18 protein-coding genes are annotated in these 20,388 nt (G+C 33.0%); 17 read left to right on the plus strand and 1 reads right to left on the minus strand.

Features of this window, described 5'->3' with window-relative positions; translation table 11 throughout:
- Nucleotides 1–27: 27 nt before the first annotated feature.
- The 11 genes from FUA24_RS01790 to FUA24_RS01840 all read left to right on the plus strand — a co-directional run bounded on the left by FUA24_RS01790 (nucleotide 28) and on the right by FUA24_RS01840 (nucleotide 11,953).
- Nucleotides 28–1,293, plus strand: coding sequence for a hypothetical protein (locus FUA24_RS01790; protein ID WP_148539794.1), 1,266 nt, complete (start codon nucleotides 28–30; stop codon nucleotides 1,291–1,293).
- 27 nt (nucleotides 1,294–1,320) lie between these two features.
- Nucleotides 1,321–2,853 (plus strand): OmpP1/FadL family transporter, encoded by a 1,533-nt coding sequence (locus FUA24_RS01795; protein WP_187388132.1) that lies wholly within the window; start codon nucleotides 1,321–1,323, stop codon nucleotides 2,851–2,853.
- A gap of 399 nt (nucleotides 2,854–3,252) precedes the next feature.
- Complete coding sequence (gene folE, locus FUA24_RS01800) at nucleotides 3,253–3,930, plus strand: GTP cyclohydrolase I FolE (RefSeq protein ID WP_148539795.1); 678 nt, start codon at nucleotides 3,253–3,255, stop codon at nucleotides 3,928–3,930.
- A 189-nt stretch (nucleotides 3,931–4,119) separates the two neighbouring features.
- On the plus strand, nucleotides 4,120–5,604 hold the full coding sequence (gene cysS, locus FUA24_RS01805; protein WP_148539796.1) for a cysteine--tRNA ligase: 1,485 nt from the start codon (nucleotides 4,120–4,122) through the stop codon (nucleotides 5,602–5,604).
- 52 nt (nucleotides 5,605–5,656) lie between these two features.
- The gene (gene yidD, locus FUA24_RS01810) at nucleotides 5,657–5,878 is read left to right on the plus strand and encodes a membrane protein insertion efficiency factor YidD (protein ID WP_148539797.1); all 222 of its coding nucleotides are present in this window, start codon (nucleotides 5,657–5,659) and stop codon (nucleotides 5,876–5,878) included.
- 90 nt (nucleotides 5,879–5,968) lie between these two features.
- Nucleotides 5,969–6,847, plus strand: coding sequence for a helix-turn-helix domain-containing protein (locus FUA24_RS01815; protein WP_148539798.1), 879 nt, complete (start codon nucleotides 5,969–5,971; stop codon nucleotides 6,845–6,847).
- Between the two features lie 102 nt (nucleotides 6,848–6,949).
- Nucleotides 6,950–8,410, plus strand: a complete 1,461-nt coding sequence (locus tag FUA24_RS25545; protein ID WP_246146924.1) for a nuclear transport factor 2 family protein — start codon at nucleotides 6,950–6,952, stop codon at nucleotides 8,408–8,410.
- A gap of 86 nt (nucleotides 8,411–8,496) precedes the next feature.
- Nucleotides 8,497–9,129, plus strand: a complete 633-nt coding sequence (locus FUA24_RS01825) for an O-methyltransferase (protein ID WP_148539799.1) — start codon at nucleotides 8,497–8,499, stop codon at nucleotides 9,127–9,129.
- Between the two features lie 215 nt (nucleotides 9,130–9,344).
- Nucleotides 9,345–10,880 carry a sulfatase family protein gene (locus FUA24_RS01830; RefSeq protein WP_148539800.1) on the plus strand — a complete coding sequence of 512 codons (1,536 nt, stop codon included), beginning with the start codon at nucleotides 9,345–9,347 and terminating at the stop codon, nucleotides 10,878–10,880.
- 159 nt (nucleotides 10,881–11,039) lie between these two features.
- Entirely contained in the window at nucleotides 11,040–11,465 is a 426-nt protein-coding gene (locus FUA24_RS01835; protein WP_148539801.1) for a MarR family winged helix-turn-helix transcriptional regulator, read from the plus strand.
- A 56-nt stretch (nucleotides 11,466–11,521) separates the two neighbouring features.
- On the plus strand, nucleotides 11,522–11,953 hold the full coding sequence (locus tag FUA24_RS01840; RefSeq protein ID WP_148539802.1) for a nuclear transport factor 2 family protein: 432 nt from the start codon (nucleotides 11,522–11,524) through the stop codon (nucleotides 11,951–11,953).
- A 345-nt stretch (nucleotides 11,954–12,298) separates the two neighbouring features.
- Here FUA24_RS01840 and FUA24_RS01845 read toward each other — a convergent pair whose 3' ends face one another.
- A complete protein-coding gene (locus tag FUA24_RS01845) occupies nucleotides 12,299–13,759 on the minus strand; it encodes an aminoacyl-histidine dipeptidase (protein ID WP_148539803.1) in 1,461 nt (486 codons plus the stop codon).
- Nucleotides 13,760–13,831: 72 nt separating this feature from the next.
- Here FUA24_RS01845 and FUA24_RS01850 point away from each other — a divergent pair, with 72 nt between their 5' ends.
- The 6 genes from FUA24_RS01850 to FUA24_RS01875 all read left to right on the plus strand — a co-directional run bounded on the left by FUA24_RS01850 (nucleotide 13,832) and on the right by FUA24_RS01875 (nucleotide 20,368).
- Nucleotides 13,832–14,899, plus strand: coding sequence for a DUF3810 domain-containing protein (locus tag FUA24_RS01850; RefSeq protein ID WP_148539804.1), 1,068 nt, complete (start codon nucleotides 13,832–13,834; stop codon nucleotides 14,897–14,899).
- Nucleotides 14,896–15,693, plus strand: a complete 798-nt coding sequence (locus FUA24_RS01855; RefSeq protein ID WP_148539805.1) for a TrmH family RNA methyltransferase — start codon at nucleotides 14,896–14,898, stop codon at nucleotides 15,691–15,693. The genes FUA24_RS01850 and FUA24_RS01855 overlap by 4 nt, the downstream gene beginning before the upstream one ends.
- Before the next feature lie 127 nt (nucleotides 15,694–15,820).
- Nucleotides 15,821–17,056 (plus strand): M48 family metallopeptidase, encoded by a 1,236-nt coding sequence (locus FUA24_RS01860; protein ID WP_148539806.1) that lies wholly within the window; start codon nucleotides 15,821–15,823, stop codon nucleotides 17,054–17,056.
- A 48-nt stretch (nucleotides 17,057–17,104) separates the two neighbouring features.
- The gene (locus FUA24_RS01865) at nucleotides 17,105–17,557 is read left to right on the plus strand and encodes a protease complex subunit PrcB family protein (RefSeq protein ID WP_148539807.1); all 453 of its coding nucleotides are present in this window, start codon (nucleotides 17,105–17,107) and stop codon (nucleotides 17,555–17,557) included.
- Between the two features lie 18 nt (nucleotides 17,558–17,575).
- Nucleotides 17,576–18,379 carry a hypothetical protein gene (locus FUA24_RS01870; protein WP_148539808.1) on the plus strand — a complete coding sequence of 268 codons (804 nt, stop codon included), beginning with the start codon at nucleotides 17,576–17,578 and terminating at the stop codon, nucleotides 18,377–18,379.
- A 234-nt stretch (nucleotides 18,380–18,613) separates the two neighbouring features.
- The gene (locus tag FUA24_RS01875; RefSeq protein WP_148539809.1) at nucleotides 18,614–20,368 is read left to right on the plus strand and encodes a DEAD/DEAH box helicase; all 1,755 of its coding nucleotides are present in this window, start codon (nucleotides 18,614–18,616) and stop codon (nucleotides 20,366–20,368) included.
- Nucleotides 20,369–20,388 lie beyond the last annotated feature (20 nt).

A 20,388-nucleotide genomic window follows, 5' to 3' on the forward strand; every position in this document is an offset into this window, starting at 1 on the left:
TATGTTCAACAATAAAATTCTAGAGATATGCGCTTTTATAACTACTCTAAAAGAAAAGTGTCATTCATTGCCTTAGTAGGTTTAATGTTTGGCCTTGTCTCATGTGGCTCTTACCAATACGTTGGCGGTGATGATGATGGCATTTATGGAACTACTCAAGTACAAGTAACAAATACACCTACACAAACTACGGTTAATGTACCAAACAACTCTAATAGTGATTACTACAAAAACTATTTTAGAAATAAATCGCAACAATACGATTACCTTGTTCAAAACGATTCTATTTTTACAGATATAGATTCTTATCAATCTCAAAATTATGCCGTAAACGATACCATTTATAATGACTATCAAGGTCACGCTGGTTGGGGACAAAACCCTAACAATGTGACTATTAATTATATCGATAATGGCTGGAATAACTGGGGTTGGAATGCAGGCTTTGGCTGGGGCTGGGGCTGGAACAACTGGGGTTGGAATAGATGGAACCGATGGAACAGATGGGGCTGGAACGATTGGGGCTGGGGAGGCTGGAATACATGGGGATATTACGATCCATTCTGGTGCCCACCATACTACGGAGGATGGGCTTACAACTCTTGGGGTTGGGGATCTCCATACAACAACCGTGGTTTATACGGAAACAGATACTATAATAATAGAGGCATTGCCTATAATACTGGAAGAAGAGGAAGTTATGCAAGTTCAAGAAACTTAAGTAGTAGGAACTACACCTCTAGAAGAGCTTCTAGTACAACTGGTAGGGTAACAAATTCTAAATATAATACAGCGCGTCGAAGTAGTGTTACCAGCACCTCTAGTAGAGCTACGACATACAATAGAAGATCATCAAGCGCTTCTAACAATGCAGGTAGAACATCATCGAGAATTAGCAACATAAATAGATACTCTTCAAATAATTACAGTAGCCCAAGACGATATAGCTCAAGTAATTCTAGAGGATATACTAATTCGCAAGGTAGAACTTCAACTGTAAATAGAACTCCAACTACAAATTCTAGAGCAAGATCTTCTTCTCCAACGGTTAGAAGAAGTAATAGTGGTGTCTACAGACAGCCAACGAGAAATTATAGTAGTGGTAATTCTTCAAGAAGTTCATTTCCAACTAGAAATTATGGCTCTTCGTCTTCACCTAGTAGAAGCTCTTCTTATGGTTCTTCTAGCAGAAGTTCCAGATCTTCTAGTGGTTATAGCGGTAGTAGAAGCTCAGGCGGAAGCAGAAGTTCTGGTGGTGGTTCTAGATCATCTGGCGGCGGAAGAAGAAACTAATCTTATTAAAAAAACAAAAATCTACATATGAAAAAGTTACATTTACTATTCGTAGGCTTGCTAACTATGTCCTCAATTTACGCTCAGGATTTAACTGATGCGCTTAGATATTCTCAAAGCGAAATTCAAGGAACAGCGCGTTTTAGAGCCTTAAGCGGTGCCTTTGGGGCACTTGGAGGAGATATGAGTGCGGTAAGTTTAAACCCAGCAAGTTCTGCTGTTTTTAGTAGAAGTCACGCTTCTATTTCAGGCTTTAATCTAGATACAAAAAACAACTCAAGTTACTTTGGAGGAAATGAAGAATTGAGTAATAGTAACTTTGATTTAAACCAAGCTGGTGCTGCTTTTGTATTTGCCAGCAATTCTAATTCTCCATGGAGAAAGTTTTCATTAGCTGTTGCCTATGAAAGAACAAATAATTATGAAGACCAATGGTTTTCTGTTGGAACCAATACTCTAAATGATCCCGATTTCAGCAACTCTATAGCTAGTTATTTTTATGATTATGCCGATGGCAGAAGACTTGATGAAATTTCAGCATTACCAGATGAATCCTTAGCCGATGCTTACCTTGATATTGGAAATGCCTATGGTTATGGTCATCAACAGGCATTTTTAGGTTTCGAATCTTTTATTTTAGAACCAGATGATATTGATAATGATGCCAACACTACATATACTTCAAATATCTCACCTGGAAACTTTTTACATGATTACACCTATACAGCAACAGGTTACAATGGAAAAGTATCATTTAATGTAGCAACTCAATACGAAGATAATTTATACATTGGAGTAAATCTAAATTCGCATTTTATTGACTATAACAGATCTACAGTTTTGTTTGAGGAAAACAATAATACTGGTTCTACTGTTAACTACGTTAGGTTTGATAACTCACTTAACACAAGAGGAAACGGATTCTCTTTTCAAGTTGGAGGTATAATGAAGTTAACTAAAGAGTTTAGAGTTGGAGTAACTTATGACTCTCCTACTTGGTATACTATTGAAGAAGAAACCACCCAATACCTTGAAACAGATGGTGATAATGGTTTTATAGCCATAGACCCATTAATTATAAATGTATTTCCCGAATATAAACTGCAAACGCCAGCTAAGTTAACTGGTAGTTTAGCTTATGTTTTTGGAAATCAAGGTTTGATTAGTTTCGACTATTCAAGAAAGGATTACGGTAATACAAGGTTTAAACCAGAGTCTGATACTTTTTATCAGGATTTAAATGCAAGAATAAGTGAAACTTTCACCGAAGCTTCTACATATAGAGTTGGAGGTGAATACAAACATGAACAATTTAGTTTTAGAGGTGGATATCGCTTTGAAGAAAGCCCATATGCTGACGGCGTAACTGTTGGAGACTTAACGGGATTTTCTTTAGGCTTAGGTTATAACTTTGGTAACACTAAGTTAGATGTAACCTATGACCAATCTGAAAGATCATTTAATAATTCATTATACAACCTTGACTTTGGTAATGCACCACAAGCAACAGTGGATAGAACAAATTCAAATATAACAGTATCATTAAGTTTTAACTTATAGCCACTTAATTACTTTTATTTTTTGAAAGCTTGGATTTTGGTTAGAATCCAAGCTTTTACTTTTTATGTAATGAACTCTTAAAAAAGTAGACCAAGTACTAGGATTTATGTTTATGGTGGTATAAATAATTACTATGCCCTTTAAACCATAGTATTCCTAATAAGTACTAATTTTAAATTATAATTTATTAAAAAAGTTAACTACAATTGCTTAACCTGTAATTAATTGTTAATAGTAATATCATAATAAGTGAAATGCGTATCTTTGCAGACTAAAGTTAAATTTTGCTTATTTTTTGGGAAAACCAAAGACTATTAGTAGAAAACTAATTTTTGATTTTGGGCTAATGCTCGAGATACTTTTAAACCTCGTTTATCGAGTAAAATAATGTTTTAGAAAATGAAATTTGACAAAGACTTAGAAGATTTTGATTACATAGGAGATAATCACATTGGTACTTCAGAAGATACACCAATGCGTAGTGATGCATTTAAGTTAACAAATGAAGAAAAGATAGACATCATTAAAGATGATGTTAGGCATATAATGGAAACACTTGGATTAGACCTTACTGATGATAGTTTAAGAGGTACTCCAAACCGTGTAGCCAAAATGTTTGTTAAAGAAATTTTTGGAGGTTTAGACCCAAACAATAAACCTAAAGCTTCTACCTTTGATAACAAATATAAATACGGTGAAATGTTAGTTGAAAAAAACATTACACTATACTCTACTTGTGAGCACCATTTGTTACCAATAGTTGGTAGAGCGCATGTTGCTTATATTTCTAACGGTACAGTTGTTGGTTTATCTAAAATGAATAGAATTGTAGATTATTATGCCAAACGTCCGCAAGTACAAGAACGTCTTACAATTCAAATTGTTAGAGAATTGCAAGAAGTTTTAGGTACTAAAGATGTAGCTTGCATTATTGATGCAAAACACTTATGTGTTAACTCTAGAGGTATTAAAGATATAGAAAGTAGTACTGTTACTTCAGAATTTGGTGGCAAATTTAAAGACATGGCTACCAGAAGAGAGTTTTTAGATTACATTAAATTAGAAACTACTTTTTAGTACACCAACCTATTTAGTATTTCATATAAAAACACCTACCTCGGGAAACGTTAATTTTTTCAAAAAGATTCTATATTTCTTTCTGAAGAATATAAGAAATGTATTAGTTTTGAAGCTCGATCAAATAGGCAAAATATTTACCTATGAGATTAAGTCTCATAAACTCTTAAAACATAAACGCTACCAAAAATGCAGCTTTATAAAGACCAAGAATTAAAAATTTACAACTCACTTACTGGAGAAAAAGAAGTTTTTAAACCTATTAACGAAGGACATGTAGGCATGTACGTTTGTGGACCAACGGTATATAGTAACGTACATTTAGGTAATGTAAGAACTTTTATGTCGTTTGATGTAATTTTTAGATACTTAAGACACTTAGGATATAAAGTGCGTTATGTTAGAAATATTACCGATGCTGGGCACTTAGAAAATGATGCCGATGTTGGAGAAGATAAAATCACAAAAAAAGCCCGTTTAGAACAAATTGAACCAATGGAAGTGGTACAACGTTATACAGTAGACTTTCATAATGTTTTAAGCACTTTAAACTTTTTACCACCTAGTATAGAGCCTACGGCTACCGGACACATTATTGAACAAATAGAATTAGTAAAAGCAATTATTGATAATGGATTTGCTTATGAGGTAAATGGGTCGGTTTATTTTGATGTTCATAAATTCAATGAAACAAGTCAGTACGGTAAACTTAGTAAAAGAGTCTTAGAAGATTTAATTCATAATACGCGTACCTTAGATGGTCAAAGCGATAAAAAGAACCCGCAGGATTTTGCTCTTTGGAAAAAAGCCGAACCGCAGCATATTATGCGTTGGCCCTCGCCTTGGGGTGACGGATTTCCAGGATGGCACTTAGAATGTACTGCAATGAGTACAAAATATTTAGGTGAAACTTTTGATATTCATGGCGGTGGTATGGATTTAAAATTTCCTCATCACGAATGTGAAATTGCTCAAAATGAGGCGGCCTTAGGTAAATCTCCTGTTAATTATTGGATGCATGCTAACATGCTAGAAATGAATGGACAGCGCATGGCTAAATCTACGGGTAATACTATTAATCCTCATGAACTGCTTTCTGGAGATAATGATAAAATGAGCAAAGCTTATTCGCCTAATGTGGTTCGTTTTTTTATGGCCCAATCGTCTTACAGAAGTGTTTTAGATTTAACTGATGCAGGTCTGTTAGCTAGTGAAAAAGGTTATAATAGACTAATGGAGTCCTTAGGGCTAATTTCTAATTTGAAAGCTTCAAACGCGTCTTCAATACATATAAATGAATGGCTTAAAAAATGTTATGAGGCCATGAATGATGATTTTAATACTCCTATTTTAATTGCTAATTTATTTGAAGGTGGTAAGTACATTAATCAAGTTAAAGAAGGTAGTGAAACCTTAACAGCTGAAGATATTACCCTGCTTGAAAAAAGCTTAAATACGTTTTTATTTGATGTTTTAGGACTTCGTAAAGATGAAAAAACTCAAGCTGGCGGTGGAGACAAGTTAGCTGGAGCTGTTGATGTTTTAATTAAGCTAAGACAGGAAGCAAGAGCTAACAAAGATTTTGCTTTATCTGATCAAATTAGAGACGAATTAGCAGAAGTCGGGATAATTTTAAAAGATGGAAAGGACGGCACAACGTTTTCTATTAACTAAGTGTAAACGGCAATAGTTGTTTCCCATTGTCATATTTCTAAAAGGCTAAAATATGAAGAAGCTGCTTATTGCTCCGTTTTTATTTTTGATTAAAATTTATCAAACATTCATATCTCCTTTAACCCCAGCAACGTGCAGATATAATCCAACCTGTTCGCACTACAGCAAAGAAGCTTTAAAGAAACATGGACTATTTAAAGGAGGATGGTTAGCAATTAAACGTATTTTATCCTGTCATCCTTGGGGAGGATCTGGCCACGATCCTGTGCCTTAAATTAAGCTTTTGTTTTTTCCTTTAATAATTTACAATTAACTTCACATTAATTTTTGTTATTAAAACCGGTATATTCTTATCAGAAGTATCATGGAAAATGTCATTCCGAAAGTAACATACAAGCAACACCAAAGTCTTCATATTGAAGTAATGAATTTTCAGGAACTTTCTGAAAAGCTTGAAAATACTAAAGATCATAATCCATATAATTTACATAGAATTGAATTTTTTCTAATTCTAATATTAAATGAAGGAAGCTATACACATTTTGTGGACTTTGCTCCTTTTGAACTTAAATCCGGAAGCGCTCTTTTTGTGGCGAAAAATCAAGTCCATTTTTTTTCTAGAAAAATTAAAGATGTAAACGGCTACTGCATTGTTTTTAATACAACCTTTAGAGAAAAATTTCATTTTTCATTTGACAGTATTAAACTTAATAGGTTATTTAATTACCATATAGAAACTCCAATAATTCATCAAGAAAACCTTTTAAAGGATTCGTTTATTGCCGTAGCCCAACAATTGTACAATGAATACAAATCGCCTAACACATTTGTGAAAACGGAAATGTTACGCGCTTTACTACAAGTTTTATTCTTAAAGGCCGAAAGAGCTAAAGAATCACAATCTACAACTGGTATTAAGCCTTATTGGTTAGATACCTTTAACTCTTTTAAAAACCAACTAGAAGATCACTATAGAGAATCCAGAAGCTCAAGATATTACTCCTCTAAAATTAACATATCCTACAAGTTTTTGAATGATGTGGTAAAAAAGATATCGGGTAAAACAGCAAAAGCCTTTATTGACGATTTTGTTATTATGGAGATTAAACGATTATTGGTTTCAACGGCATTATCAATAAAAGAAATTAGTTATCAAACGGGTTTCGAAGAACCCTCTAATATGGTCAAGTTCTTTAAAAAACATACCAAAATAACTCCGCTTAAGCTTAGACAACAACTTTAACTCTTAGTTACACTTTTACCATTTTTACTTTCATTTTGATAACGTGATTTTTACATCCGCGTAATAATTTTGTGGTATTACTTAAACATAAGAAATCATAAAATGAAAGCCAAACTATTAACCTTGGTAATAGTAGGAATACTATTTACCGGATGCAAAAATGAAAAAACAATGGAACCTATTGTTTTAGAGGTAACTTCCTTTAAACTTAAAACAACTGCAAACATTAAAACGTTTCAAGATTTAGATGGAACAATTGAAAACAGTTTTACCAGCAAACAACCCGGATTTATTAAACGTCAAAGTGCCGTAAATGAAAATGGCGAATATGTGATCTTAGTATACTGGAATACTTTAGCAGATGCAGATGCCTCAATGCAAAAGTTTATGAACGATAACTCGGTTGCAAACTATGCGTCAATGATAGACGCTTCAACAATGAGCATGTCTCGTTACACCATCAAAGACACCCCGAAGGCAGAAAACAGTCAGTTTGTAGAAATAATGTCTTTTAACACTAAAAGTGATACTAATATGGATTCCTTTAATGAAGTGAACAAACATGTTGAAACAGACTTTACTTCTAAAAAGGAAGGTTTTATGCAACGTATTACGGGAGCCAATGAACAAGGTAATCAGATTGTTGTTGTTTACTGGGACACTAAAGAAAACTCAGATGCTGTTATACAATCATTTATGGACGCCCCAATTTCAAAAGAATTTATAGGAATGATGAATCCTCAAACCATAAAAATGTTTCGCTTACAAACTCTTAATTCATTAAATAACACTGCTATGGAATTATCTAATAAAGACAAAGTTGTTGCCTTATTAAACAGTTTTAATACAGGTGACCAAACACCAATCTCATATATTAATCCAGAAAAATACATTCAACATAACTTAAGTGTTGCCGATGGATTACAAGGATTTGGAGAAATTATGCATCATGCGCCTCCTCAAGGTTTTAAAGCCAATGTAATAAGAGCTTTTGAAGACGGCGATTATGTGTTCACCCATACAGAGTATGACTTTTTTGGGCCAAAAGCAGGGTTTGATGTATTTCGTTTTGAAGATGGACAAATTGTTGAACATTGGGATAATCTTTTAGAAGTACAAAAGCCTAATCCAAGTGGACACACACAATTTGATGGTACTACAGCACTTTCTGACACCGATAAAACAGAAAGCAACAAAACTAAAGTAAGAGAGTTCATAGAAAAGGTGTTATTAAACCATGAAATGGATAAACTAACCACCTATATAAACCCTACAAATTATGTACAACATAACCCTGCAGTTGCAGATGGTTTAGATGGTTTTGGAGCTGCTATGAAGTATTTTGCAGAAAATGGTTTAGTCATGGAGTATCATAAACTTCATAAAGTTTTAGGACAAGGAAATTTTGTCTTAACGCTAAGTGAAGGCAAATTTGGAAAAGGAGAACACACAGCATTCTATGATTTATTTAGATTGGAAAACGGACAAATAGTAGAACACTGGGATATTATTTCTCCTATACCTCCAAAATCTACGTGGAAAAATGAAAACGGAAAGTTCTAGTTAAAAACGAAACTAGATTAATAGCCAAAAGGAATACCAACTAGGGTGGTATTCCTTTTAAATCCAATTATTTCTAAAAAAAGAACATGGTAAAAGAAGAAAACATTGAAATTGTAATAGATCAGCTTTATAAAGATTCTAGATTAGATGGTTTAAAAATGCTGAAAGTTGCACCTAAATTTATATTTAGCCCTATGTTACCTGAAGATTTTAAAGATGTATATCTATCAATTTCCAGAAAGCAAGGTGAAGATTTAAGAAAGTTAATACTAAAAAAAAACATAAAAGATGTTGTTGAATTTGGAACCTCATTTGGTATTTCCACACTTTTTTTAGCGCAAGGAGTTATTGAAACAAAAGGGCATATAATAACTACAGAATTAATAGAAACTAAAGCAATAAAAGCTTTACAAAATTTCGAAAAAGCCGGTGTTTCTCATATAATAGACCTAAGAATTGGAGATGCTCTGGAAACCTTAAAAAATCATCAATCATCTATAGATTTATTATTGCTAGACGGTTGGAAAGATTTATACCTTCCACTTTTTAAAATGCTGGAACCAAATTTTCATAAAGACACTGTTATTTATGTAGATAATGCTAACATGTCCGATGCTCAAGAATTTCTAAAAGTTCTAAAGAATGATACGAATTACATATTGCAACCTATGTATGATAGAAAAGTAGTACTAGTAACATTATCCCAAGATAAGGTATAGCTTTAATTTTTATAGTATAAACACTCCCCTAAACAAAAATTAGACAATTAGCTTTTATAAAAAAGCTCTGGAAGTATTTTAGTACTTAACAATTAAATTTGATTAAATTTTTCTATTAATTAAGTAATTTCTAAGGTATAATTCTGCCAAAAGAATATCGTTTAGTTGACAACAATACTCAAATTTCTTTAGTTTTGCCGTACTAAACTATCCTTATGAAAAAACTACTTTTTATTGGCTTAATCGCCCTCTTTTTTTCTTGTAAAGAAGATAAGCAAACTCCCGAAAAAGAAATAACTGATACCATTGAAAACAGGAGACCTAACATTATCATTTTTTATGTTGATGATTTGGGTTATGGAGATGTCTCTTCTTACGGAGCAACTGGTGTAAAAACACCTAATATAGATAAATTAGCTCTAAATGGTATTAGATTTACAGATGCTCATAGTGCAACAGCAACATGCACACCTTCTAGATACGCAATGCTTACGGGTAATTACGCTTTTAGAAGAAAAGCCGCTGTTTTAAAAGGCGATGCGCCTTTAATTATAAGTCCAGAACAACCTACCTTACCAAAATTATTGAAAAAAGTTGGCTATAAAACGGCTGTTGTTGGTAAATGGCACCTTGGCTTAGGAGATGGTAATGTTGATTGGAATACAACCGTAAAACCGGGACCTGCAGAAATAGGATTTGATTATAGCTTCTTACTACCTTCAACAGGAGACAGAGTACCATCGGTGTATATGGAAAATGGCAATATTTTAAACTTATCTGAAGACGACCCTATTGAAGTTAGCTATACTGAAAAGGTTGGAAACAGGCCAACGGGTTATGAAAACCCAGAATTAAGACGCCAAGTAGCCGATGACCAACACAACAAAACAATCATAAATGGCATTAGCCGCATTGGTTGGATGAAAGGTGGTAAATCGGCTGAGTGGGTAGATGAAGACTTTCCTTATAAATTAACAGAAAAAGCAAATACTTTTATTAAAGAAAATAAAGACAACCGTTTCTTCTTGTATTATTCATTTCATGATATTCACGTACCTCGCCTGCCCCATAAAAACTTTCAAGGGAAAAGTGAAATGGGCCCAAGAGGTGATGCTATTGTACAAGTAGATTATGTTGTAGGTGAAATTGTAAAATCATTAGAAACTGAAGGAATAAGTAAAAACACATTGATTATTTTCACCAGTGATAATGGTCCAGTTTTAAATGATGGTTACGAAGATGATGCTGTGGAAAAATTAGGTAACCATAAACCTGCAGGTAACCTAAGAGGTGGAAAATATAGTGTTTACGAAGCTGGAACAAGAGTTCCTACAATTGTGTATTGGCCTGAAGAAGTAGCACCAAAAATTTCTAATGCGCTTATGAATCAGGTAGATTTTTACAGTTCTTTTGCTGCCCTAACAGGGCAAAATAAAGAGGCTTCTATTTTAGATTCTGAAAACCATTTACAAGCCTTACTGGGTAAAACCGATAAAGGACGAGTAGAAACTGTTTTAGAAGGTTACACTTTAGCCTTAAGACAAGGTAATTGGAAATATATTAAACCTTCAAATAAACCTGGAAAATGGATTACCGAAGAGAAAAAAATTGAAAGCGGTTTAACTACAGTAGAACAATTATATGATCTAGGAAGAGACCCTAGCGAACAAACTAATGTAGCCGACCAATTTCCGGAAAAAGTTGAAGAACTGAAATTCAAACTAAAGCAAATAGAGGAGTTAACCTACTAATTCTATGTTTTATATAGTAAAAAAAAGGTAGCGCAATGTGCTACCTTTTTGTTTTACTGGAAGTTTATTACATATAAATTTTCTAATACATCTAAGAGTAAAAGTTTATTATTTATTTCATTTAGTTGTTTAGCTAACTAATTTTTATATATTTGTCTTATGACAGAAAAAAATCTTTACTACCTCATTGAGCTTACAGCCAGAAAGATTAGACATTATGGTCAAACCATTCTTAACGAACATGGCTTAAACCTATCCATTGAACAGTGGCTGGTTTTAAAAACCGTTTCTGAAAATGAAGGAATTAATCAAATAAAAATTGGTGAACTTTTGATAAAGGACAAACCCACAATTTCAAGAATGATAAAGAATCTTGTTAATCAAGAATACATTGTAAAAAGAAACGACACTAAAGATTTAAGACAATACGCCATCTATTTAACACCTAAAGGCAATGAACTTCTAAAAAGACTACTTCCAATAATTGAAGATATTAGATTGAAGGGGCTTAACAATCTAACAGAAGATGAACAACTCGCAGCCAATTCTATATTATTAAAAATTCAAAATAACCTTTTCGAATAAATTTTAACAATATAGTTGTCTAGCTAATTAATTTTATAACCTTTAATAATTTAAAAATGAAAAAGTTAATTCTAATTCTAACAATCGCACTATTAGCATCTAAGCTTACAAATGCTCAAAACAATGACGAAATTGAATCTATTAAAACCAGTCTATTGGCTTATATCTCTGCTGGAGATAAAAACGATGGTCAAGCACTTAAAAAACAACTCCATAATGATTTTAGAGTTGCATTGTACGATGCTAACAAGAAAACCCCAACTATTTTAGACCGCAATACTTACGTAAGCTTTATAGAGAAAAAAAAATTTGGTGGCTACACAAGAACAGCTAAATTTCATAACATCCAAACCATAGAAAAAAATATGTCTACTGTTAATGTTACCCTAACAAGTCCGGGAAAACCAACCTTAAAAAACTTCTACTCATTGGTAAAACAAAATGATAATTGGTTGGTGCTACAAGATTATGTCACATTAATCAAGTAAGAGTTTACAAAAACTAACAGATTTAGCAACAGTTTTGCTAAATCTGTTTTTAAAGTATAAATTAATCTAGCACTTACGCATTTTATTGGAATACAAATACACAAAGATAGAGCTACTCATGGCTTTTGAACTCTATAAATCACATTCTAATGTTCATGAGTTACAATTAATAACCAAAAAACATGGTTACTAATCTCTTAATTTCTTCACCTTTTTAGCTATCAAAATTAAACCCAGAGGCTTGCCATCACAAAAATTAAACTGGCCCAAGAATTGCTTCAAAGGTGTTTATCTTATTGCGCTAAAAGATCTTGGTTTAACAAGAAAGTTTCTCAAAAAATAGGTTTACTTTTTAGGAATATGTTTTAATATCTCTAAAACAAACTTCCAGTACTTTTGTACTGAAGAAATTTGGGCACATTCATCAGGAGAGTGTGCTCCTTTTATGTTTGGTCCAAAGCTTATCATATCCATTTCAGGATAGTTAGTTCCTAAAATACCACATTCTAAACCTGCATGACAGGCAGCAACATGAGGCTTTTCACCATTTAAATCTTCGTATAACTTCGCCATTACTTTTAAAATAGCAGAATCCATATTAGGGGTCCAACCGGGGTAATCTCCAGAGAATTCAACTTCACATCCCGTTAATTCAAAAGTAGCTCTTAAGGTATTAGCTAAATCTAACTTTGCACTTTCAACAGATGATCTTGTTAAACAAGCAATTTTAATATTACCTTCTTTAATAAGTACTCGTGCTAAATTATTTGAAGTTTCTACCAAATCAGGAATATCGGCACTCATTCTATATACGCCATTTTGTGTTGCATATAGCGCTCTGGTAACGCCTTCCTGAACCCCAAGATCCATTATTTTTTTTGGTGATTCGCATTTAGAAACCACAATATCCAAATCTGGTTCAGTAGTTTTTAATTCTTTTTTTATCGTATTTAAAACCAAGGCCATTTCTAAAAGAAATGCATCTTCATGAATAGCATCTATGGCAACAACGGCTTTACTTTCTCTTGGAATAGCGTTACGAAGTCCACCACCGTCAATTTCAGATATACGCAGACCAAAATTTTCAAAACCGTCAAAGAGTAAGCGGTTCATTATTTTATTGGCATTGCCTAAGCCTTCATGAATTTGCATACCTGAATGTCCACCTTGCAAGCCTTTTACCTCAATGGTATATCCTATTTTAAATTCTGGAGTTTCTTCTTCGTTATAACTTCTAAATGCGGTAACATCTACACCACCAGCACAACCAACACCTATTTCATCATCTTCTTCGGTATCTAAATTCAATAAAATACCACCTTCTAAAAGTCCTCCTTTTAAGCCCATAGCACCAGTCATGCCAGTCTCTTCATCAATAGTAAAAAGTGCTTCAATTGCTGAATGTTGTATATCGGTACTTTCTAATATCGCCATTATGGTAGCAACTCCTAAACCATTATCTGCTCCTAGTGTGGTTCCTTTAGCTCTAACCCAATCACCATCTACATACATCTCTATGCCTTGAGTATCAAAATCAAATACAGTATCATTGTTTTTTTGGTGTACCATATCTAAATGAGACTGCATAACTACAGTAACTCTATCTTCCATTCCTTGCGTGGCAGGCTTTTTAATGATAACATTCCCAACGTCATCAATAATCGTTTCTAAACCTAAATTTTCACCAAAAGCTTTCATAAAAGCAATGACACGTTCTTCTTTTTTTGAGGCTCTTGGCACCGCATTTAAATTGGCAAAATTCCTCCAAATTTCTGTTGGCTGTAATTGTCTTATCTCTGTAGTCATAGTTTTCAATTGAAGTTTTGCAAAGATACGTTTTACTAACATTCATTAATAACATTTGTTTATTTTTGATATATGCTAAAAAATAAAAAACTTCTTATTGCTTTAAGTTTGCTTCCTCAATACTTTCTAATTGTTTGGGCTTCTAAAAACCCCAACTTTGTGGAATCTTTTTACAGTAATGGGCTCTATGTGTATATTTCTAGACTCTTTAGATATATGTTAGGGTGGTTACCTTTTTCTTTTGGCGATTTAGTCTATGGCATTGCTATAGTATATATTTTAAGGTGGCTTATTGTAAACAGAAAACGTATTTTAAAAGACACTAAAAATTGGATTATAGATGTAGTTTCTGCTGTATCTCTCATATATTTTGCTTTTCACTTTCTTTGGGGATTGAACTACTACAGGTTGCCCCTGCATAAAAGTTTAAATCTAAGTCATGAATATAATACAGAACAGTTAATTGCGGTTACAAAAAAATTAATTGATAAATCTAACAAGATACACTTTCAAATCTCAAAAAATGATACTGTAAAAGTTGATTTACCATACACCAAAAGTGAAATTTTTAAAATGGTACCTAATGGTTATGATAATTTAAAAAACACATTTCCTCATTTGGAATACCACCCAAAAAGTATTAAAAAATCGCTTTTTAGTTACCCATTAACCTACATGGGGTTTAGCGGTTATTTTAATCCTGTAACAAATGAAGCCCAAGTTGATGGTTTACTTCCTACTATAAAATTCCCAACCACCTCTACCCATGAAATGGCGCATCAATTAGGATACGCAGCGGAAAACGAGGCTAATTTTATTGGATGTTTGGCATCCATTCATAATGATGATATGTATTTAAAATATTGCGGTTATACTTTTGGATTACGCTATTGTTTGAATGAAATTTATAGAAGAGATGAGGAGTTATTTAATGACATAGTGAAAACTGTTAACAAAGGTATTTTAAAAAACTACGAGGAGGTTAGATTATTTTGGGAAGCCCATGAAAACCCCATAGAACCGCTATTTAAAGTATTTTATGGCGGCTTTTTAAAAGCAAATAACCAAAGTAAAGGCATGAATAGTTATAGCTATGTTGTAGCGCTATTGGTTAATTATTTTGAGACCAAAAACTTATGAGCAAGAAAATTACAAGCTTACAAAATGTATATATAAAAAACTTAGTTCAATTAAGAGACAAGTCCCGTGAAAGAAGGAAAACAGGAACGTTTTTAATTGAAGGTGAGCGTGAATTATCTCTGGCCATTAAAGGCGGATATGAGTTAGAAACTATATTATTCTATCCAGAATTGTTTTCAAAAGAACAACTCATCAATTTTACAAATCTACAAGCAAATGTAATAGAGGTTTCCAAAGAAGTTTATCAAAAACTAGCATATAGGGAAACGACCGAAGGTATTTTAGGGGTAGCAAAATCTAAAGAAAACACCTTGACTGATTTAGTTTTTAACACTAAAAACCCATTAGTTTTAATTGCTGAAGCTCCAGAAAAACCTGGAAACATTGGTGCACTTTTAAGAACTGCCGATGCGGCTAATGCTGATGCCTTTATCATAGCAAATCCTAAAACCGATTTGTATAACCCTAATATTATTCGATCCAGTGTTGGTTGTGTATTTACAAACCAAGTAGCAGCTGGTTCTACCAAAGAAATAATATCATTTTTAAAAGCTAAAAACATAAATATTTACAGTGCAATTTTACAGGAATCGGTAGAATACCATACCCAAGATTTCACTAAACCAACTGCCATTGTTGTAGGAACTGAAGCCACTGGCTTAGGTGAAGATTGGCGCGTTAATTCTACACAAAACATCATTATACCAATGCAAGGTGAAATAGATTCTATGAATGTATCTGTTGCCGCTGGAATTCTTATTTTTGAAGCCAAAAGGCAGCGAGCTTTTGAATAGCTTGTTGTGCTGAACTTATTTCGATATCTAAAAAGAGTTTTAACCTATAAGAAACACTGAAATGAGTTCAATAGAACATACGACCAGAATAGTACACAGAAATACTACGATTAGAACAAAATAAGAAATGACTTCAACTACACTTTTCTACATCATCATAGCCATAATAATTATAAATTTTATTAAGGATAAAGTAATTGATGCTTTAAACGCAAAACATTTTAATGACGCTCTTCCTAAAGCATTACAAGATGTTTATGATGAAACAGAATATAAAAAATCACAAAATTATAAGGCAACCAAATACAAGTTTGGGATTTTAACCTCTTCTTTTTCTATAATATTAACCCTAGCTTTTTTATTACTGGACGGCTTTGAATTTGTAGATAATATAGCTAGAAACTACAGCACCAATCCTATACTTATAGCCTTAATATTTTTTGGAATTATAATGATTGTAAGTGATATTTTAACCACGCCCTTTTCTTATTACAGCACTTTTGTTATCGAAGAAAAATTTGGTTTCAACAAAACCACTAAAAAAACCTTTGTTTTAGATAAAATAAAAGGATGGCTTATGTCTGCTATTTTAGGTGGTGGTATTCTCGCTTTAATTATTTGGTTTTATAACGTTACTGGGCCGTACTTTTGGTTATATGCATGGGGATTAGTAACTGTGTTTACTGTTTTCATGAATATGTTCTATTCCAAACTCATAGTTCCTCTGTTTAATAAACAATCCCCACTAGAAGAAGGAGAACTACGAAATAAAATTTCAGCATATGCTAAAACTGTCGGTTTTAAATTAGATAAGATTTTTGTGATTGATGGCTCTAAACGCAGTACTAAAGCTAATGCCTATTTTTCTGGTTTTGGTAGTGAAAAACGCGTAACCCTCTATGATACATTAATAAATGATTTGGATGATGAAGAAATAGTTGCCGTATTAGCTCATGAAGTTGGACATTATAAAAAGAAACACATCATTTTTAATTTAGTAGCTTCTATTTTACTTACAGGAGTAACCCTTTTTATTTTATCGCTTTTTATTTCAAATCCCTTGTTATCACAAGCTTTGGGTGTTGAAACTGCTAGTTTTCATGTAGGTTTAATTGCTTTTATGTTACTCTACTCCCCAATTTCTGAAGTGACTGGTTTAGTTATGAATATTTTTTCAAGAAAGTTTGAATACCAAGCCGATGATTACGCCAAAATCACTTATAAAGGAGAGCCTTTAATAACCAGTTTGAAGAAGCTTTCTAAAAACAGTTTAAGCAATTTGACGCCACATCCTGCTTATGTATTTATGCATTATTCACATCCTACTTTATTGCAACGAATTAAGAATTTAAGGAAAATATAAACGCAACCTTTTTAGGCAATAAGCATCTTAAAGTAAATTACTTACAAAATGAAAAGAAGCTTATTCCTCATTCTCTTGCCATTATTTGTTCTTAGTTGTGACTCAAATGAAACATCTGAAAACATTAAGGTTGATTCCACCCTAATTTCTAAAGGTAACCTTTATGGCAACGGGCAAGAAAACATAGATAAACAAAACATTGTATTAGAGAATCAATCTTCCTGGAATAGTTTAATATCTAAAATGGATACGGTAAATAATGAATCGGATAACTTTTCCGAAACGGATATTGATTTTTCCAAATATACCGTTATCGCTGTATTTGAAGATATAAAAGCTAATGGAGGTCATGCTCTAGAGTTAAATATTACTTCTAATTCCCAAACTATATTAGTTGAAGTAATTAATACAAGCCCAAAGGGAAACGCTACCACTGTCATTACCCAGCCTTACCACATCGTAAAAATCTCAAAAAATGATTTGCCAATAGTTTTCAACTAAGAAAAAATCTATTCAATTATGGCTCATACAACAAACTTCCCTAAGCTTTTGATTTTAAAAACATTAGCACTCTTAATACTTATAAGTTGTTCTAAAACCGAAAATTCGATCTCAGACTCTTTGGAATTTAATGAGCCACAGGTTATGAATATCTATTGCCAAAGGGATTCAAATACCATTTTAAAAAGCTTAGAATATACTTATGAAGGGAATAACTTAGTTTCGAAAACCACTTTGCGTAATGGCAAAATAATAAGTAAATATGAATTTGAATATAATGCTAAAGACCTGTTGCTATTTGAAATCTATACGTCAACACTTTCTAAAACTGAAAAGAGCTACTTTTACAATACTTTGGACCAATTGACAAATATTAAATACAAATTCACTCAATTTAATGCCAATGGGGAAATATTAGAAATAAAAGAATATGAGGAGCCTAGAGAATATGAAAACAATCTACTTATAAAGGAATGGAAGTATTGGGGCGGATTTAGCACCTATGAATATAATCAGGGTAAAGTATCAACAAAAATTGATTACACAAAAAACGGAATCGAACACCACTTCACAACTTATAAGTATTCTGAAAATTTATTAATCCAAGAAAAAAAAGAAACTAAGGTTGGTAGCTTGCTATACTTAAAAACTTTTGTTTACGACTCTGATAACAGATTAACAGAAGTTTTAGATAGGGAAAACACTATTGAAGAGTATGATTACGTAAACGGTAAACTCACTGAAAAAAGAACTTACTATTTCGGCATTGACCCAGGATACGATATTTGTTATGGTAATTATATTTATAGGTTCGAATATTAATATTTAGTTACCTATTTCTATTAAGTTCCCCATTTCTAAAAAAGCATATATAAGTAGATGGGAGCATTAAACCAATCTTTACAGGTTGTCTAGTACCCAAATAAAAAAACATTATATTTGCCGCTTTAAACGCCTCAGGGTGAGGCTGTGTTACTAGAAGGTTTAGGTTTTAAGTATGTCGGTTCACTTCTTTATGTAACACTACATAACATAACTGATGACTTAAACTCAATAATGAGCACATTCCAAAACTTAGGTTTGCAGGATAATCTTTTGCAAGCCATTACAGATTTAGGCTTTGAAAAACCAAGTGAGGTTCAAGAAAAAGCAATTCCAATTTTATTAGACGAAGAAACAGACTTAGTAGCTTTAGCTCAAACTGGAACTGGGAAAACTGCCGCTTTTGGCTTTCCTATGCTTCAAAAAATCCAGATAGATAGCAGAACTACTCAAGGTCTTATTTTATCGCCAACTCGTGAGCTTTGTTTACAAATAGCCAATGAACTAAAACTTTACGGTAAATATTGTAAAGGCTTAAATGTTGTAGCCATATATGGTGGTGCAAGCATAACAGAACAAGCTAAACAGGTAAAAAGAGGCGCCCAAATCATTGTTGCCACACCTGGTAGAATGAAAGATATGATTAACCGTAGAATGGTTGATATTTCTAAAATAGAATATAGTGTTTTAGATGAGGCAGATGAAATGTTAAACATGGGATTTTATGAGGACATAACCAGCATTTTATCGCATACACCAGACGAAAAGAATACTTGGCTTTTCTCTGCAACCATGCCTAAAGAAGTTGCCACTATTGCTAAGAAATTCATGTATAATCCCAAAGAAATTACTGTTGGGCATAAAAATGAAGGTAGTAAGAACGTATCGCATGAATATTATACAGTTAACTCAAGAGATAGATACCAAGCTTTAAAACGATTAGCAGATGCTAATCCCGATATCTTCTCAGTGGTATTCTGTAGAACCAAACGAGACACGCAAAAAGTAGCTGAACAACTAATTGATGATGGATACAATGCTGGAGCTTTACATGGTGATTTAAGCCAGAATCAACGAGATTTGGTAATGAAAGCTTTTAGAAACAAGCAAATACAGATGCTTGTGGCTACAGATGTTGCCGCTCGTGGAATTGATGTAGACGACGTAACCCACGTAATAAACTACCAATTACCAGATGAAATTGAAACCTATACGCACCGTTCTGGACGTACTGGTAGAGCTGGAAAAACAGGTGTTTCTATGGTAATTGTCTCTAAAAGTGAAGTTCGCAAAATAAAGAGTATTGAACGCATCATAAAAAAGCAATTTGTTAAAAAAGATATTCCTGATGGTGCCATAATTTGTGAAATTCAATTAATGGCACTTGCTAACAAAGTTCATAACACAGAAGTTAACCACGAAATAGATAAACATCTTGATAGTATTAATGAGCTATTTGAGGATACTACCAAAGATGAGTTGATTAAAAAATTCTTTTCTGTAGAGTTTACGCGTTTTTACAACTACTATCAAAAAGCTAGAGATTTAAATGTTTCTGGAGGAGAGAAAGCCGGAGGCAGTGGAGATAATACAAGGTATTTTATTAATGTAGGAAGAAAAGATGGCTTTGATTGGATGTCTCTAAAAGACTTCTTAAAAGAAGTTCTAGAACTTGGCAGAGATGATGTATTTAAAGTGGAAACAAAAGACACATTCTCATTTTTTAACACAGAAAATGAGCATCAACAAAAAGTTTTAGACTTTTTTACCGACTTTAAATATAACGGACGTTTTGTTAATGTTGAAGTTAGTGAAAACCGTAAAGGTGGCAGAAGAAGAGATGGTCGCCGAGGAGGCGGAAAACGCGATGGTGGAAAAAGAAATTTTTCTGGACAAAAAAAAGAAGGTAAACGATCTGAAAAGAAGTCCAGACGTTCAAATTCTGAAAACTTTGGCGCTTCTAGACCTAGACGCTCAAGAAGGAAATAGTGGCTAAAACGAAATGTTAA

Source organism: Seonamhaeicola marinus, assembly GCF_008085455.1.

What these genes read in the sequence shown, in the direction of transcription:
- FUA24_RS01790 (WP_148539794.1), top strand. Translation starts at nt 28, where the DNA reads ATGCGCTTTTATAACTACTCTAAAAGAAAAGTGTCATTCATTGCCTTA.
- FUA24_RS01850 (WP_148539804.1), top strand. Translation starts at nt 13,832, where the DNA reads ATGCTAAAAAATAAAAAACTTCTTATTGCTTTAAGTTTGCTTCCTCAA.
- FUA24_RS01830 (WP_148539800.1), top strand. Translation starts at nt 9,345, where the DNA reads ATGAAAAAACTACTTTTTATTGGCTTAATCGCCCTCTTTTTTTCTTGT.
- FUA24_RS01815 (WP_148539798.1), top strand. Translation starts at nt 5,969, where the DNA reads ATGGAAAATGTCATTCCGAAAGTAACATACAAGCAACACCAAAGTCTT.
- FUA24_RS01835 (WP_148539801.1), top strand. Translation starts at nt 11,040, where the DNA reads ATGACAGAAAAAAATCTTTACTACCTCATTGAGCTTACAGCCAGAAAG.
- FUA24_RS01870 (WP_148539808.1), top strand. Translation starts at nt 17,576, where the DNA reads ATGGCTCATACAACAAACTTCCCTAAGCTTTTGATTTTAAAAACATTA.
- FUA24_RS01865 (WP_148539807.1), top strand. Translation starts at nt 17,105, where the DNA reads ATGAAAAGAAGCTTATTCCTCATTCTCTTGCCATTATTTGTTCTTAGT.
- FUA24_RS01845 (WP_148539803.1), bottom strand. Translation starts at nt 13,759, where the DNA reads ATGACTACAGAGATAAGACAATTACAGCCAACAGAAATTTGGAGGAAT.
- FUA24_RS01875 (WP_148539809.1), top strand. Translation starts at nt 18,614, where the DNA reads ATGAGCACATTCCAAAACTTAGGTTTGCAGGATAATCTTTTGCAAGCC.
- FUA24_RS01795 (WP_187388132.1), top strand. Translation starts at nt 1,321, where the DNA reads ATGAAAAAGTTACATTTACTATTCGTAGGCTTGCTAACTATGTCCTCA.
- cysS (WP_148539796.1), top strand. Translation starts at nt 4,120, where the DNA reads ATGCAGCTTTATAAAGACCAAGAATTAAAAATTTACAACTCACTTACT.
- yidD (WP_148539797.1), top strand. Translation starts at nt 5,657, where the DNA reads ATGAAGAAGCTGCTTATTGCTCCGTTTTTATTTTTGATTAAAATTTAT.
- FUA24_RS25545 (WP_246146924.1), top strand. Translation starts at nt 6,950, where the DNA reads ATGAAAGCCAAACTATTAACCTTGGTAATAGTAGGAATACTATTTACC.
- FUA24_RS01825 (WP_148539799.1), top strand. Translation starts at nt 8,497, where the DNA reads ATGGTAAAAGAAGAAAACATTGAAATTGTAATAGATCAGCTTTATAAA.
- FUA24_RS01855 (WP_148539805.1), top strand. Translation starts at nt 14,896, where the DNA reads ATGAGCAAGAAAATTACAAGCTTACAAAATGTATATATAAAAAACTTA.
- FUA24_RS01860 (WP_148539806.1), top strand. Translation starts at nt 15,821, where the DNA reads ATGACTTCAACTACACTTTTCTACATCATCATAGCCATAATAATTATA.
- FUA24_RS01840 (WP_148539802.1), top strand. Translation starts at nt 11,522, where the DNA reads ATGAAAAAGTTAATTCTAATTCTAACAATCGCACTATTAGCATCTAAG.
- folE (WP_148539795.1), top strand. Translation starts at nt 3,253, where the DNA reads ATGAAATTTGACAAAGACTTAGAAGATTTTGATTACATAGGAGATAAT.